This window comes from Aliiroseovarius sp. CAU 1755, assembly GCF_054482655.1.
This window is the reverse complement of sequence record NZ_JBTLRH010000003.1, coordinates 407,850-423,687: the sequence shown is the minus strand read 5'-3', so window position 1 is coordinate 423,687 and position 15,838 is coordinate 407,850. Positions and strand designations below refer to the sequence as shown.

Genomic DNA, 15,838 nt, shown 5'->3' with positions numbered 1-15,838 from the left:
TTCGGACACAGCCGACAAGAGCTGGTCGAAAGGGGCAAAACGCCCTTGAAAACAAGGGGCATAAAGCCCTGTTATCAAAGGGGCGGTACAGCCTCCGATAAAGAAAAATGCCGCGCGCAATGTGCGGATGGGCGCCGGAAACGGCTGGGCAGTTGGTCGCTTTGTGCGATCACGGACGAGGCAAAAGTAGGCATGTCGGGCAAGACAGTCTCGAAAGTTGTGGTTCTTCTGGGCGGCCCTTCGGCCGAACGGGAGGTGTCCTTGAGCTCGGGTCGCGAATGCAGCGCGGCGCTGAGGACTGCTGGCTATGACGTGGTTGAGATTGACGCGGGCCCCGATCTGGCCGAGCGGCTGCGCGCCGAAGCCCCTGATGTGGTGTTCAACGCACTACATGGCCGCTGGGGCGAAGATGGCTGCGTGCAAGGCCTGCTGGAGTGGCTGCAAATCCCCTATACCCATTCCGGTGTTCTGGCCTCGTCTCTGGCGATGGATAAGGAGCGCGCGAAGGATGCGTTTCGGATGGCTGGCCTGCCGGTTGTGGACAGTGTGCTGGCCTCGGCGGACGATGTGCGGTCGCGCCATGTGATGGAGCCGCCCTATGTGGTGAAGCCCTATAACGAAGGCAGCTCGGTCGGCATCTATATTGTGCAGGACGGTGCGAACTCTCCGCCCAAGCTGGCGCCGACGATGCCCAAGACGGTGATGGTCGAAACCTATGCGCCGGGGCGCGAAATGACGACCTCGGTGATGGGCGACACAGCTCTTGGGGTGACGGATATTCTGACCGATGGCTGGTATGACTACGACGCGAAATACGCCGAGGGTGGTTCGCGCCACGTTTTCCCCGCCGACATTCCCGCCGACATCGAAGCCGCCTGTCTGGACTACGCCCTGCGCGCCCATCAGGTGCTGGGGTGCCGCGGTGTCAGCCGCACGGATTTCCGCTGGGACGAAACGCGCGGGCTGGACGGGTTGATCATCCTTGAAACCAACACCCAGCCCGGCATGACGCCAACCTCGCTTTCGCCCGAACAGGCGGTGCACAAGGGCATTTCCTTCAGTCAGTTTTGTGCCTGGATGGTGGAGGACGCGTCATGCGATCGCTAAGATCCAGACCATCGGCTGAGACGGGGCAGGGGGCCGTTCGCCGCGATCCTGCGCCGTCGCGTCTGGCCTACAAGGTGCACCGGCTTTGGCTGACCCCGGTGTTTCGCGCCTTTCTGCGCGTCGGATTGCCAGTCTTTGCGGTGCTCATGGCGACGGGCTGGTATTTTGCCAACCCGACCAACCGCTATGCGATTGGGGAAAAGCTGGCCCAGATCCAGAGGTCTGTGCAGGAACGCCCGGAATTCATGGTCAAGCTGATGGCCGTCGAAGGTGCCAGCCCGGTTGTGGCCGACGCCGTGCGTCAGATGCTGCCGATCGAATTTCCGATCTCCAGCTTTGATCTGGATCTTGAGGTGATGCGTCAGGAAATCTCAAAGCTTGATGTCATTGAAAAAGCCGAATTGCGCGTGCGCCCCGGTGGCGTGCTCGAGGTGGCCATTACAGAACGCCAACCCGTCATCGTCTGGCGCCACGAAGGCATTCTGGATCTGTTGGACAAGACCGGTCACCGGGTGGCCAGCATGGTGGCGCGCGATGGGCGCCCGGATCTTCCGCTGATCGCTGGGGCTGGGGCCGACAAGGCGGTGGATGAAGCGCTGGCGCTGATCGCGACCGCACGCCCGCTTGGGGCGGATTTGCGCGGCCTTGTGCGCGTTGGTGAACGCCGCTGGGACATCGTGCTGGGCACCAAGCAGCGCATTCTTTTGCCCACGGATGACCCCGTTGCAGCCCTGGAGCAGGTTATTGCCCTGCATCAGGCGCAAGACGTGTTGGCCCGTGATCTGACCGTTGTTGATATGAGAAACCCCTTGCGCCCGACGCTGCGCCTTGCCGACCCTGCGGTCGAGGAACTGCGCCGGATCAAGGGACTTGAATTCGGAGAGACCTCGCAATGACCGACCTTTACAGCCAACAGCGCGCCATGCGCTCGATGCGAGAAGCCGCCATGCAGCGGGGCGTGATTGCCATTCTGGATGTCGGCAGCTCGAAGATCGGATGCCTGATCCTGCGCTTCGACGGCCCCGGCCAGTTTCGCGACAGTGACGGCATCGGCGCCATGGCAGGACAAAGCGCGTTTCGGGTCATCGGGGCGTCGACCACACGATCGCGCGGGGTGCGCTTTGGCGAAATCGACGCGATGCAGGAAACCGAACGCGCCATCCGCACCGCGGTTCAGGCTGCGCAAAAGATGGCCAATATCCGGGTCGATCATGTGATCGCCTGTTTCTCAGGCGCCAATCCCCGGTCCTACGGTCTGGCCAGTGCGGTCGACCTGAACGATACTGCCGTGACAGAAGATGACGTGGCTCGTGTGCTGGCGTCTTGTGACATGCCCGATATCGGCGAAGGGCGGGAAGTCCTGCACGCGCAGCCGGTGAATTTTGCGCTTGATCATCGTTCGGGGCTTGGCGATCCGCGCGGGCAGATCGGCAACCGGCTGGCGGTTGATATGCATGTGATGACCGTGGACAGCGCGGTGATCCAGAACCTGCTTTACTGCATCAAGCGGTGTGATCTTGAACTGGCGGGGCTGGCCAGCTCGGCCTATGTGTCGGGCATTTCGGCGCTGGTGGAAGATGAACAAGAACTGGGTGCGGCCTGTATTGATCTGGGCGGTGGATCAACTGGCCTGTCTATCTTCATGAAAAAGCACATGATTTATTCCGACAGCGTGCGGTTGGGTGGCGATCATGTGACCTCGGACATTTCGAAAGGTCTTCAGGTGCCGTTGTCCACGGCCGAACGGATCAAGACCTTCTATGGCGGCGTCGTGGCCACCGGGATGGATGATCGCGAAATGATCGAGATCGGCGGCGACACCGGCGATTGGGAACATGACCGGCGCACGGTCAGCCGGGCCGAGCTGATCGGCATCATGCGCCCGCGCGTCGAGGAAATTCTAGAAGAGGTGCGCGGCTGCCTGGACGCCTCGGGTTTTGAGCATTTGCCAAGCCAGCAAATCGTGCTGACAGGTGGCGGCAGCCAGATCCCCGGGCTGGATGGGCTTGCCCCGAAAATTCTGGGTCAACAGGTGCGCATCGGGCGACCGCTGCGGGTGCAGGGGCTGCCACAGGCGGCCACGGGGGCGGGGTTTGCCTCGGCGGTGGGGCTGTGCCTGTTTGCAGCGCATCCCCAGGACGAATGGTGGGATTTTGACATTCCGGCCGACACCTACCCATCGCGAAGCCTGCGACGGGCCTTGAAGTGGTTCAAGGACAATTGGTGATCTGACCCACGAACCCCCAATATGCGGTGCGTTCGGCGAAATCCTGCTGAAAACCTTTCGATTCCCCCAATATTTTGCGGCTTTGGGCGCCATTAGGGCGTGACGAAGGGCGCTTTCATGGGGTAACATGACCCAAATGAGGCAGTAACCGGCGATTCAGTCGGAATTAAAAGACCATATTTGCCGCCATCGGGGAACATCGGTGCGGCGCGGACATAGACAGGCGGACAAATCATGACTTTGAACCTTACCATGCCCGGTCAGGAAGAGTTGAAACCTCGGATCACGGTGTTTGGCGTGGGCGGTGCCGGTGGCAACGCTGTCAACAACATGATCGAGAAGGAACTCGAGGGCGTAGAATTCGTAGTGGCCAACACCGACGCGCAGGCATTGCAGCATTCGCGATCGAAAGACCGCATCCAGATGGGTGTGAAAGTGACAGAAGGATTGGGCGCAGGCGCGCGCGCATCCGTCGGCGCAGCCGCAGCTGAGGAATCGATCGAACAGATCGTCGACCACCTTGCTGGCGCGCATATGTGTTTCATCACCGCCGGTATGGGCGGCGGCACCGGAACCGGCGCTGCCCCGATCATCGCGCAAGCCGCGCGTGAACTGGGTGTGCTGACCGTTGGCGTTGTCACCAAACCGTTCCAATTCGAAGGCGCAAAACGGATGCGTCAGGCCGAAGACGGTGTGGAAGCCCTGCAAAAGATGGTCGACACGCTGATCATCATCCCCAACCAGAACCTGTTCCGTCTGGCCAATGAGAAAACGACCTTTACCGAGGCCTTCTCGATGGCCGATGACGTGCTTTATCAAGGCGTTAAGGGTGTAACGGACCTGATGGTTCGTCCCGGTCTCATCAACCTCGACTTCGCGGATGTCCGCGCCGTGATGGACGAGATGGGCAAAGCCATGATGGGCACCGGCGAAGCCAATGGCGAAGATCGTGCCATTCAGGCCGCCGAAAAAGCCATTGCCAACCCGCTTCTGGACGAAATCAGCCTGCGTGGCGCGAAGGGTGTGTTGATCAACATCACCGGCGGCTACGACCTGACGCTGTTCGAACTGGACGAAGCAGCCAACCGCATCCGCGAAGAAGTGGATCAGGACGCCAACATCATCGTCGGCTCGACGCTGGACACCGACATGGAAGGCGCGATGCGCGTGTCCGTGGTCGCTACTGGCATCGACGCGGTCGACGTGAACACCGAAATGCCGGTGCCGCGTCGCAGCTTGGCGTCACCGCTGCAAGCGCCCCATGATGTGGAGCAGAAGATGGAGCTGGAAGCGCCTGAGGCTGTGGCCGCGGCCGCCGCGATCGATAACGCGCCGGCACCTGAAGCAGCCGTGGCCGCAGAAGCCACCACTGAACCAACGCTGTTTGGCGACATGGAGCCCGCGGCCTCTGCGGCGGACCCCGCCCAAGCATATGAAGCCCGCGAAAACGTGTTTCAGGCAGAGCAAGCTGGCGGCGACATTCCCCCGCCCGCGTATCAGCCGGCTGAAAACGAAGTTGAAGCCACCCCCGCTGCAGCAAGCTATGGTGAAGAACCCGGCATTGCACAGTTCGTCGCCCCCAAAGCGCCGACACCGGGAACCCCGTCGCCCGAGGCGATGGCCCGCCTGCAAGCTGCGGTGCACAACCAACCCCGGGCGCAGCAGCAGGGTCAAACCCCTGTCCAACAGCCCGCGCATCCGACAGGTTCCGCTTCGGATAAACCACGTTTCGGGATCAATTCGTTGATCAACCGGATGACCGGGTCAGGTGCTGCAGGTGCTGAAGATCAGGTGCGCAACCAGCCTCCGGTGCAATCCGAGCAGCCTGCGCAGCCGCAAACAGCGGCACCCGATCCCGACCAAGACAAGGTCGAGATCCCCGCGTTCCTGCGCCGTCAGGCCAACTGATCGACTCGGCGCGGGGGCTGATCCCGCGCAAGTCGTTCAATTCGGCGGTTTGGTGCCGGTTGGACACAGCCAGGACAAGACACAAGGGTCAGCCGAAAGGCTGGCCCTTTACCTTTAGAAACAAAGACTTATTGTCCTTACTTAAGATGGCTTCCAGCGTCGGCGCGACGCGTGTGGTGATGTTACAAACCATTACAGAGGTTTGAATTGAGATTGCGCCGGGCAAGACTTACCTCTGGGTCATCGGTCAAATGGGCCGGTTCGCGCCAGAGGCGTCCTGCAGAAGTCTTGTTCAAGGGCTGAAGTGTGGGGCCAGATGACCACCCGGTTTCCGGGCCGGCCAAGGGCGCATCGAGGCAGTGACACTCCACGCTGCGTTCGTTGCGACCACGGCCGCTGGTGCGAGGCAGAACAATGGCCGCCCGTTGCCGCAGACATGCGCGGGCCAAAGCCAGACGGACCGAGGCTATCTAAGAGGCGCCAAGTGCAGACGACTGTTGCAAGCACTGTCACATTTACCGGAACCGGGCTCCATTCGGGGCGTCCGGCGCGTATGCGTGTCCAGCCCGCCTCGGCAGAATATGGGATCTGGTTCAAACGTGTCGATGTCGCGGGGTGCGATAATCTGATCCCTGCGCATTGGGCATCGGGTGTGCCGTCGCCGCTGTGCACGTTGATCCGCAACGACGCCGGGGTCGAAGTCAAGACAATCGAACACATCATGGCCGCGCTTGCGGGCTGTGGCATTCACAACGCGCTGATTGAACTGGATGGGCCGGAAGTGCCGATCATGGACGGCAGCGCGGCGCGTTTCGTGGATGGGCTGGTCAAGGCAGGGGTGCGTGAATTGGCAGCCCCGGCGCGGATGATCGAAGTGCTTGAGGCCGTCGAATATCGCGAAGGTGATGGCGACGACGCCGCCTGGGCGCGGCTTGAGCCGTCAGACGGGTTCGAGATCGACTTTTACATTTCGTTCCCCGACGCAGCGATCGGCACACAGCAAATGCGCCTTGATATGTCGAACGGCAACTTCGTGCGTGAATTGAGCGATTGCCGCACCTTCTGCCGTCAGGCTGATGTCGAAGCGATGCGCAATGCCGGACTGGCCCTTGGCGGCACTTATGACAACGCGGTCGTCGTGGATGGTGATCAGGTCCTGTCCCCCGGCGGGTTGCGCCGCGCCAACGAAGCCGTGCGCCACAAAATGCTGGATGCACTGGGTGATCTGGCCTTGGCCGGCGCGCCGCTGAAAGCGCGTTATGTGGGCCACCGGGCCGGACATGCGATGACCAACAAACTTTTGCGTGTGTTGTTTGATACGCCCGGCGCCTGGCGGCTTGTGGAATGTGACGACAACGCATCGCGGCGTTTGCCGGGTGTCGGTGTGCGCAAATCCGACCTGCCTATGTCGGCTTGAGCCTTCGTCAACGCATCGCGCTACGGGTGTTTAAGACCCACATGCCACGTCGTTTCAGCGTGGCATTTTGCGTTTTTCGGCAAAGACAGTGTTGCCCTGCGACAAACCATGTGACCCCAAGGCGCGAAATTTGCATAGCAAACCATTTTGCCTCGAAAATTTCTGTGCTAGGACAAGCAGGAACAAGTCGGATCTTTCGGTCTGGCAAGAATATCTTTGGGGTGGCACCGATCATGATCGGCGGGAATTTTGGCAAGGCTATTGGCGCAGCGCTGATGTCAGGGATGGTTCTGACCTCTTGCGGCGGTGGATCTGGCAGTCTGGGTTTCGGCAGCCTCGGCGGCAGTTCAGGCAGTTTGGGCGGCGGCGGATCTGGCGGCGGAGGTGGTCTGTTTGCATCCCCCGTGGAAAAGCGACCCATTGATCAGTGGAGCGCCGAAGAAATCTTCAAGCGCGGTGAATACGATCTGGAGCGGGGCGACCCGTCCGAGGCGGCCAAGTGGTTTGGCGAAGTTGAACGCCTGTATCCCTATTCCGAATGGGCCAAGCGTGCGTTGATCATGCAGGCCTTTTCCTACCACAAAGACCGCGACTACGAACAATCGCGCGCCAGTGCGCAGCGCTATATCGATGTTTTCCCGGCAGACGAAGATGCGGCCTATGCGCAGTATCTGCTGGCGCTCAGCTATTACGACCAGATCGACGAGATCGGACGCGATCAGGGTTTGACCTATCAGGCCCTTCAGGCGCTGCGTGTGGTGATCGAACGCTATCCGAATACCGAATACGCCAAATCAGCGATCCTCAAGTTCGACCTGGCCTTCGACCACTTGGCAGCGAAGGAAATGGAGATTGGTCGCTACTACCTCAAGCGCAAGCACTATGCCGCGGCAATCAACCGCTTCCGCGTGGTGGTGGAGCAGTTCCAGACCACCAGCCACGTGGCCGAGGCGCTGCACCGGCTTGTCGAAGGCTATCTGTCGCTTGGGCTGACCAACGAGGCGCAGACCGCAGGCGCGATTCTGGGCCACAACTTCCAGTCGACCCCTTGGTATGAAAGCAGCTATCGTTTGTTGACCAAGGCCGGGCTGAAACCTGAAGCCAAAGGCAACAACTGGCTGAACAAGGTCTATCGTCAGCTTATCAAAGGTGAATGGCTCTGATCCCTATCTGGGATGGGCCAAGGCGCGACCGGGGGCTCAATGCTGCGTGGTCTTGATATCCGCGATCTTCTGATCATTGACCGGTTGGAGCTTGAGTTTCAGCCGGGCCTGAACGTGCTGACCGGGGAAACCGGTGCGGGCAAATCCATATTGCTGGACAGTCTTGGCTTCGTTCTGGGTTGGCGCGGGCGCGCGGATCTTGTGCGCACGGGCGCCGAACAGGGCGAAGTGACCGCGATCTTCGATCTGCCTGAAACCCACCCGGCCCGCGCGGTGCTGGACGACGCTGGTATCCCCGTCGAGGACGAGCTGGTGCTGCGCCGGATAAACCGCGCCGATGGGCGCAAGACGGCGTGGGTGAACGACCGCCGTGCCTCGGGCGAGGTGCTGCGCGCCCTGTCTGACACGCTGGTGGAACTGCACGGCCAACAGGACGACCGCGGTCTTTTGAACCCGCGTGTGCACCGTCAATTGCTGGATGAATTTGGCGGGCTTGGCGCGCAACTTGATGCCACCCGCGCTGCATGGCGCGACTTGGCCAAGGCGCAAAAAGCGTTGGATCAGGCCCGCGCCGATCTGCAAGCCGCTCAGGCCGAAGAGGAGTTTCTGCGCCACGCGGTGGGCGAGTTGGGCGCGCTTGCCCCGGAACCCGGCGAGGATGCAGAGCTCGACAGTCGCCGCCGGTTGATGCAGGCCGCCGAACGGATTGGCGAGGACATCACCAAGGCCCATCAAGCGCTGAGCGCTGGCGAAGGGGCCGAGGCCCGGATGGGCGATGCGCTCAGGTGGCTGGAAGGCGTGGCAGATCAGGCGGGCGAGGCGCTGGATCCGCCAATCTCGGCCCTTGGGCGGGCGTTGGCCGAACTGGGCGATGCGGTGCAGGGTGTTGAAACAGCAATGGAAACATTGTCCTTCGACCCGCATGAACTGGATCAGGCCGAAGAACGCTTGTTCGCGATTCGCGCCATGGCACGCAAACATCAGGTGGCCCCGGATGACCTTGGTGGCTTTGCCGAAGAATTGCGCGCGCGCCTTGTGGCACTGGATGCAGGTGCCGGGGCCATCGCTGGGCTGGAAAAGGACGTGGCAGAAGCGCAGACGCGCTATGACCAAGCCGCCACCTCTTTGACCCGTGCCCGCAAGGCAGCGGCAAAGGATCTGGACAAGGCGATGTCGGGCGAACTTGCGCCGCTCAAGATGGAACGCGCTGTCTTCACCACAGCGCTGGCCGTTGCGGAAAGCGGGCCAGAGGGGCGCGATCAGGTGACCTTCACCGTTGCCACCAATCCCGGCGCGCCTTCCGGTCCGCTGAACAAGATCGCATCCGGGGGAGAGCTGAGCCGGTTTCTGCTGGCGCTGAAGGTTTGCCTGACCCGCGAGGCCGATGGGCTGACGATGATCTTTGACGAGATCGACCGGGGTGTCGGCGGCGCGACCGCCGATGCGGTTGGGCGTCGCCTGTCAGCATTGTCGGATGGCGGGCAGGTGTTGGTGGTGACCCACAGCCCACAAGTCGCCGCGTTGGGCGACCACCACTGGCAGGTGCAAAAATCGGTGGCGGAGGGCATGACACGCTCCACGGTTCTGGCGCTGGACGATGCGGCGCGGGTGGACGAGGTGGCGCGCATGATCTCGGGCGACACAATCACCGAAGCAGGCCGGGCGGCGGCGAAGGAACTGCTGGGCGGGTAGACCGCGTTACCCTTGTGGCACCAGTTTGCCGGGGTTCAGGATGCCGCTCGGGTCGAGCGCGGCCTTGATGTCGCCCATCACCGCCCATGCGTCTCCGTGCTCACCTTCCATCAATTCCAGCTTGCCCATGCCGATGCCGTGCTCGCCGGTGATGGTGCCGCCCATCGCAAGGGCGCGGTCGCTCATCCGCTTGGCAAGCGCCTTGGCGGTGGCCTTCTCGGCTTCGTTGCCGTCGTCGATCAGTAAGATCGCGTGGAAGTTTCCGTCACCCACATGGCCAAGGATCGGGCCGAGCAGACCTGAACTGGCAATATCGGCCCGCGTTTCTTCGACCGCCTGCGCCAGTTTGGACAAGGGCACGCAGATATCGGTGACAATCGCGCGCGCGCCGGGGCGCAGCGACAACACCGCATAATATGCGTGGTGGCGGATCTTCCACAGCGCATTGCGATCTTCGGTGCGGGTGGCGTGTTCATATCCGCGCGCGCCAAACTCGTCTGCGATGTCGCCAAAGCCTTGGCTGGCTTCTGCCACCGCGGCGGGGCTTCCGTGAAACTCGACCAATAGATGCGGGCATTCGGGCATCTCGGTGCCGGCAAAGCCGTTGAAGGCGCGGGCGGTGTCGGCGTCGACGAACTCGATGCGGGCCATCTGAATGCCCATCTGGATGACTTGCTGCACCGTGCCAACGGCGGCTTCCATATCGGGGAAGGCGCAAATGCCGGCGCTGATCACTTCTGGTGTGCCGTGCAAGCGCAGGGTCAGTTCGGTGATGATGCCAAGCGTGCCCTCCGAGCCTAAAAACAGCGCCGTCAGATCGTAGCCCGATGCCGACTTCGCCGCGCGCGATCCGGTTTTGATGATCCGCCCATCTGCCAGCACCACGGTCAGGCCCAGCACATTGTCGCGCATCGACCCATAGCGCACCGTGGTTGTGCCAGAGGCGCGCGTTGCCGCCATCCCCCCGATCGAGGCATTGGCGCCGGGGTCCACCGGAAAGAAAACGCCCAACATGCGCAGCTCATGGTTCAGATCTTCGCGGGTCAGGCCGGGTTGCACCACCGCGATCATGTCGCCGGGATCGGTGGTGATCAGGGCGTTCATCCGGCTCATGTCCAGACACAGCCCCCCATGGCGCGCGCTTGTGTGACCTTCCAATGACGTGCCCGCGCCATAAGCAATGACTGGGACAGACGCGTTGTGGCACAGGAGCAGAATGCGGCTGACCTCGTCCGTGGTTTCGGGCCATGCCACCGCATCGGGCGGGGAAAGGGCGAAATGGCTTTCAGAACCACCGTGATGGTCCAGATCGGACTTGGAGCGGCTGAGCCGATCGCCTAGCATGGACGAAAGCTCGGTAAACACGGTGTCGATGGTCATCCCATCCTCCCCAGCAAAGCCGGAACAACTTATGGTAAATGCGTGATCTTGGGAAGGGCCGCGCGGGCGGGGGACCATGCCTAATCGGCTAAAATTGTTCTTAGATCGCGCTTTGCGGGATTTGGTGGATCGGACCTCCACCGGTTGGCATATTTTGGCCAAGCAAGGCCCCAGTCAAGTACAGTTCTGGCTGATCGCTTTGGTGATCGGAATTGCGTCCGGATTTGCCGCCCTTGGATTTCGAAAAGGGATCGAGAAGCTGCAGGCGGCCCTTTATGGCACCGAAGACCTTGCGCATCTGCACAGTTTTGCCGGCACGTTGCCGTGGTATTGGGTGCTGCTGATCCCTGCATTTGGTGGGCTGGTGGTCGGGATCATCCTGAACTGGTTTACCCATGACGGACGCGTGCGCGCCGTGGCTGACGTGATCGAAGGCGCCGCCCTGTGGGACGGTCGGGTCGAAAAACGCGCGGGGTTGGGTTCGGCGCTGGCGTCCATGATTACGCTGTCGACCGGCGGGTCGTCAGGCCGCGAAGGTCCGGTTGTGCACTTGGCCGCGGTGATTTCCAGCTGGGTGTCCGCGCGGATCAACGCCAATGGCGTGACCGGCCGCGATTTGCTTGGCTGCGCCGTGGCGGCGGCTGTTTCTGCCAGCTTCAACGCGCCCATTGCCGGCGCGCTGTTCGCGTTGGAGGTCGTGTTGCGCCACTTCGCGGTGCATGCCTTCGCCCCCATCGCCATCGCGTCAGTCGCGGGCACAGTGATCAACCGGATCGAATATGGCGATGTGACAGAGTTCGTTTTGCCCGCCGAGGGGTCGCTAGCCTTCTATGTCGAATTGCCTGCCTTTTTGCTTCTTGGCGTTGTGTGCGGCGTGGTCGCCGTCATCCTTATGCGGGCGATTTTCTGGGCTGATGATGTCGGCAATTCGTTACAGGCGACCTTGCGACTTCCGAAGGTGCTGCGACCCGCCCTCGCCGGGTTGATCCTAGGCGCAATTGCCATCTGGTTTCCTCATATCATCGGCGTTGGGTATGAAACGACATCGGTCGCCCTGACCGGTGGGCTGGGTCTGCAATTGGCGATCACCTATGTGGTGGTGAAGGTGGCGGCTGTGGCGATCACCATGGCCGGGCGTATGGGGGGGGGCGTGTTTTCCCCTGCCTTGATGGTCGGGGCGCTGACCGGCTTGGCCTTCGGCATCGTTGCAACGGCTGTTTTCCCTGACGTGTCAGGGTCCGAGACACTCTATGCGCTTGCCGGAATGGGGGCCGTTGCGGCGGCGGTGCTGGGCGCGCCGATTTCAACCACGTTGATCGTGTTCGAACTGACCGGAGACTGGCAAACCGGAATTGCCGTCATGGCCGCGGTATCGCTGTCGACAGCCTTGGCCAGCCGTTGGGTCGATCGCAGTTTCTTCCTGACCCAATTGGAGCGGCGCAATATCCATCTGGCTGCCGGGCCACAGGCTTATCTGTTGAGCACGGTGCGTGTCGCACAAATCATGCGCGACAAGGTTGACGCCCGCGCAGCCGGTGAAGCGCAGTGCTGGGAATTGATCGAAGAAGGCGTCTATGTCGACGGAAACGCCACGCTGGAGGCGCTGATGCCGATGTTTGAAAGCTCGAACGCGCGGTTCATTCCTGTGGTAACGCTTGGTGGGGCAGGCGACCCGCCCGAACTTTGGGGTGCGGTGTTTCATGTTGATGCGTTGAAAGCCTTCAACCGCGCACTGGCGGATACGGCGGCAGAAGAACACAGCTAGGGCGATTACCCGTCTACGCGCTCAGCGCGCGGCTCAAGGCGCAGAACGCTTCGATCCCGATCTCTTCGGCGCGCGAGGTGGGTTTGATCCCGACCGATGTCAGCACGTCCTCTATCTCGGGATGCAGCCCTTTCAGGGACGCGCGCAGCATCTTGCGCCGTTGCCCGAAGGCTTTGGCCACAAGGGCTTGCAGCTTGTCCGGGTCGGCCTCAAACCGGGGCGCGGGCAGGGCGTCGAAATGCACCACGGCGGAATGGATCTTGGGCGGCGGGGTGAACGCCTCGGGTGGCAGTTCCATCACGATGCGCGGTGTGGTGCGCCACTGGGCCAGCACCGCCAAGCGGCCATATTTCTTTGATCCGGGCTGGGCGACGATGCGTTCGGCGACTTCTTTCTGGAACATCAAGGTCAGGCTGTCCCAGACCGGCGGCCAACTGGGCGGCGTGAGCCACCGCACCAAAAGCTCGGTCCCGACATTGTAAGGCAAGTTGGCGACGATGCGAATGGGCGGGGTCAGATGCTCTAGCGGATCAAGGGTCAGCGCGTCAGCGTTGATGATCTGCAGCCGGTCCGGATAGACGGTTTGAATTTCGGCCAGCGGCGCCATGGCGCGGCTGTCCTTTTCCACCGCCAGCACCTTGCGCGCGCCTTCGACCAGCAGACCGCGCGTCAGCCCACCGGGGCCGGGGCCGATTTCCAGCACGTCCGAGTTCGCCAGATCACCCGCCATCCGAGCGATTTTGGCGGTCAGATTGAGGTCGAGCAGGAAGTTTTGCCCAAGTGATTTCTTGGCGATCAACCCGTGGGTCGCTATGACCTCGCGCAGCGGGGGCAGGCCGTCGATCTGACTCATGCGTGACGCTCCTGTCTGGCGCGGCCCATCTGGTGCGCCATGCGCAACGCCGCGATCAGCGAGCTTGGGTCGCCCTTGTCCGTTCCAGCGATATCAAACGCGGTGCCGTGGTCGGGAGATGTGCGCACGAAGGGCAAGCCCAGTGTCACGTTGACACCGCCCGAAAAGTCGATGGTCTTGATCGGGATCAGTGCTTGATCGTGATACATGCAGATCGCCGCGTCATAGCCTGCGCGCGCGGCGGCATGGAACATGGTGTCTGCCGAGGACGGACCGATCAGGTTCATTCCACCCGCGCGCAGGTCGTCAAGAAGGGGCGAGATCATCTCGATCTCTTCGCGCCCCATTGCGCCACCTTCGCCCGCATGAGGGTTCAGCCCAGCCACCGCAATGCGCGGCGAGGTCAGGCCGAAATCGTTGATCAGGGCGGCATAGGTGGTCTGGATGACTTGTTTCAGAAGCGCGGGCGTCAGCGCGGCGGGCACCTCGGACAGGGCGATGTGGATGGTGGCGGGAACGACGCGCAGCCCTTCGCAAGCCAGCATCATCACCACATCAGCGCCTCCGGCAAGATGGGACAGAAATTCAGTGTGGCCGGGAAAGGCAAACCCCGCGCCATCTTTCAGCGCTTTCTTGTGGATCGGGTTGGTGCAGACCGCCAGTGCCTCGCCGGATTGGGTCAGGCTGACCGCCTTCTCGATCACCGCGATGACATGTGCCGCGTGATCCGGTTGGGCGACGCCGGGGGTGCGCGGCGTTCCGAAATCATGCGCAAGCACAGGCAGGCTGTCTGCGTCCAACGCGTCCGACGGTTTCGTGATGAGGGTGAACGGCCGATCGTCAGGCAGATGTGCCGGATCGCCGATCAGGAAGAACGGCACCGAAATGCCAAGCGTATCGAAGGCAAGACCCGCGATATCCGGTCCGATCCCCGCTGGTTCCCCCATGGTCAACGCCACGGGCCGTCGCGCGCCGGTCGGCAAGGGATGGCCGGTCATTGGGTCAGGTAGTCTTCGATATGGGCTGCGGCCCTCAGCTCGTCCAGATAAGCGGTTGCCAGGTTTTGCAGACGTCCATTGGTCAACTGCCGCCGAATGTCATCGCGGCTGATCTCTTCAGGCAGATCGCGTATGCGAGAACACAGCATCAGAAAGACCAGGTTCTGCCCCGACGCCGATGTCAGCGCTGTCGAGCTTTCACCTTCGTCCAATTTGGCAAGCTCCAGCGCATAGTTGGTGGGGATCTGCCCGATGGGCAGGGCCTCGCGTTGCAATTGCTCTTCGGGAAGATCTTGCGCGACGGCATAGAGGTCATCACAGGTGTCCACCTTGGCGCGGATGCTGGCAGCTTGCGTCAGGGCCTTTTCGCTGCGACCGCCGGGGATCAGGAAGGTGGCATAATCCACCGTCACATCCGTGGGGGCTGGAACGTCGGTTTCTTCAAGCGCCCGAAGCTGGAACACCGCGACGCCGTTCTTGACCGGGATCGGTTCGGTGACATGACCGGGGGCCAGCGGCAGGATTTTCGCAGCGACTGCGGGCGGCAGATTGGCGATGTCCATCCAGTCAAGCCGACCAGAGCGGCCCCGTGATGGCGCGACCGAAAAGCGCCGGGCGGCTGATGCGAAGGCGGGCAGGGTGGTGATCGCGCCCAGTTCCGAGGCACGCGCGTTTGCGGCCTGCATTTGCGGTGGCGTTTGTGCAGGCAGAATGATCTCAGACAACAGCACGCGCACGCCAGCACCGGGCCGGGTCAGCGCCAGTTGGCGGTCGATCTCGTCTTCGGTGATGGTGATGCGCCCGGCCCAACGCGCGCGCACAACCGCGCGCCATGCGATGCCGCCGGATACAAAATCGCGGAAGGTTTCGGGCGCGATGCCGCCCTGGGCTATGATCTTGTTGAAGGTTTCGACATCCAGATTGAACCGCCCGGTGAACTCTTCCATCCCCGCCAGAACCTCTTCGGCCGAAGGTTCAATGTCGGCGATGTCCGCCGCCTGACGTTGCAGTGCTTCGTCGGTCAACTGCTCAAGCGCCAGTTTGCGGATATCTCCGGGCGCCTTCAGGATCGTCAGAAACGCCATGCGCTGCGACAGCTCGTAGGCGGTGATCACGCGTTCGTTGATTTTCTTTACCGGCGCAAATAGGTCTTGTGCCACGGCCGTCCCGGCGCCGGTCATCACGAGGATCAAGAGCCCCGCCAGCATCCCTGACAAAAGCCGTTGGCCCAGATGTTTGCCGGGTGCGCTGTTGATGCGGGTGTTGGCCATGCGGTTCACCATTTTCTTGTCCGATCTGCTCTTCGTCATCTCAATCTCTTGTCGCGG

Annotated in this window: 12 protein-coding genes; 8 read left to right on the top strand and 4 right to left on the bottom strand. The window is 61.9% G+C overall.

Annotation, left to right across the window (positions count from 1 at the left end; all coding sequences use genetic code 11):
* Window positions 1–192: 192 nt before the first annotated feature.
* The 7 genes from ACXYMP_RS13965 to recN all read left to right on the top strand — a co-directional run bounded on the left by ACXYMP_RS13965 (window position 193) and on the right by recN (window position 9,514).
* The gene (locus tag ACXYMP_RS13965; RefSeq protein ID WP_298566789.1) at window positions 193–1,107 is read left to right on the top strand and encodes a D-alanine--D-alanine ligase; all 915 of its coding nucleotides are present in this window, start codon (window positions 193–195) and stop codon (window positions 1,105–1,107) included.
* Window positions 1,095–2,003: a cell division protein FtsQ/DivIB gene (locus tag ACXYMP_RS13960; RefSeq protein WP_458907047.1), complete on the top strand. Its 909-nt coding sequence runs from the start codon at window positions 1,095–1,097 to the stop codon at window positions 2,001–2,003. Before ACXYMP_RS13965 ends, ACXYMP_RS13960 begins: the two co-directional genes overlap by 13 nt.
* Window positions 2,000–3,334 (top strand): cell division protein FtsA, encoded by a 1,335-nt coding sequence (gene ftsA, locus ACXYMP_RS13955; protein WP_458907045.1) that lies wholly within the window; start codon window positions 2,000–2,002, stop codon window positions 3,332–3,334. The genes ACXYMP_RS13960 and ftsA overlap by 4 nt, the downstream gene beginning before the upstream one ends.
* Window positions 3,335–3,568: 234 nt before the next feature.
* Entirely contained in the window at window positions 3,569–5,242 is a 1,674-nt protein-coding gene (ftsZ, locus tag ACXYMP_RS13950; protein WP_298566595.1) for a cell division protein FtsZ, read from the top strand.
* A 484-nt stretch (window positions 5,243–5,726) separates the two neighbouring features.
* Complete coding sequence (gene lpxC / locus ACXYMP_RS13945) at window positions 5,727–6,659, top strand: UDP-3-O-acyl-N-acetylglucosamine deacetylase (RefSeq protein ID WP_298566597.1); 933 nt, start codon at window positions 5,727–5,729, stop codon at window positions 6,657–6,659.
* Window positions 6,660–6,892: 233 nt separating this feature from the next.
* Window positions 6,893–7,822, top strand: coding sequence for an outer membrane protein assembly factor BamD (locus ACXYMP_RS13940; protein ID WP_458907042.1), 930 nt, complete (start codon window positions 6,893–6,895; stop codon window positions 7,820–7,822).
* Between the two features lie 39 nt (window positions 7,823–7,861).
* Window positions 7,862–9,514, top strand: coding sequence for a DNA repair protein RecN (gene recN, locus ACXYMP_RS13935; protein ID WP_298566599.1), 1,653 nt, complete (start codon window positions 7,862–7,864; stop codon window positions 9,512–9,514).
* A 6-nt stretch (window positions 9,515–9,520) separates the two neighbouring features.
* Here the strand turns inward: recN and ACXYMP_RS13930 are convergent, their stop codons facing one another.
* Window positions 9,521–10,894: an FAD-binding oxidoreductase gene (locus ACXYMP_RS13930; protein WP_458907039.1), complete on the bottom strand. Its 1,374-nt coding sequence runs from the start codon at window positions 10,892–10,894 to the stop codon at window positions 9,521–9,523.
* Between the two features lie 76 nt (window positions 10,895–10,970).
* Between ACXYMP_RS13930 and ACXYMP_RS13925 the strand changes: the two genes are divergently transcribed.
* Complete coding sequence (locus ACXYMP_RS13925) at window positions 10,971–12,659, top strand: chloride channel protein (RefSeq protein ID WP_298566601.1); 1,689 nt, start codon at window positions 10,971–10,973, stop codon at window positions 12,657–12,659.
* A gap of 13 nt (window positions 12,660–12,672) precedes the next feature.
* On the opposite strand, the gene rsmA is transcribed toward ACXYMP_RS13925, so the two are convergent.
* Genes rsmA through ACXYMP_RS13910 form a run of 3 tightly spaced genes read right to left on the bottom strand, consistent with a single transcriptional unit; the run spans window position 12,673 to window position 15,820 of the window.
* Window positions 12,673–13,512: a 16S rRNA (adenine(1518)-N(6)/adenine(1519)-N(6))-dimethyltransferase RsmA gene (rsmA, locus tag ACXYMP_RS13920; RefSeq protein WP_298566602.1), complete on the bottom strand. Its 840-nt coding sequence runs from the start codon at window positions 13,510–13,512 to the stop codon at window positions 12,673–12,675.
* Window positions 13,509–14,510 (bottom strand): 4-hydroxythreonine-4-phosphate dehydrogenase PdxA, encoded by a 1,002-nt coding sequence (gene pdxA / locus ACXYMP_RS13915; protein ID WP_458907036.1) that lies wholly within the window; start codon window positions 14,508–14,510, stop codon window positions 13,509–13,511. Before pdxA ends, rsmA begins: the two co-directional genes overlap by 4 nt.
* Window positions 14,507–15,820 (bottom strand): peptidylprolyl isomerase, encoded by a 1,314-nt coding sequence (locus ACXYMP_RS13910; RefSeq protein ID WP_458907034.1) that lies wholly within the window; start codon window positions 15,818–15,820, stop codon window positions 14,507–14,509. The genes pdxA and ACXYMP_RS13910 overlap by 4 nt, the downstream gene beginning before the upstream one ends.
* Window positions 15,821–15,838 lie beyond the last annotated feature (18 nt).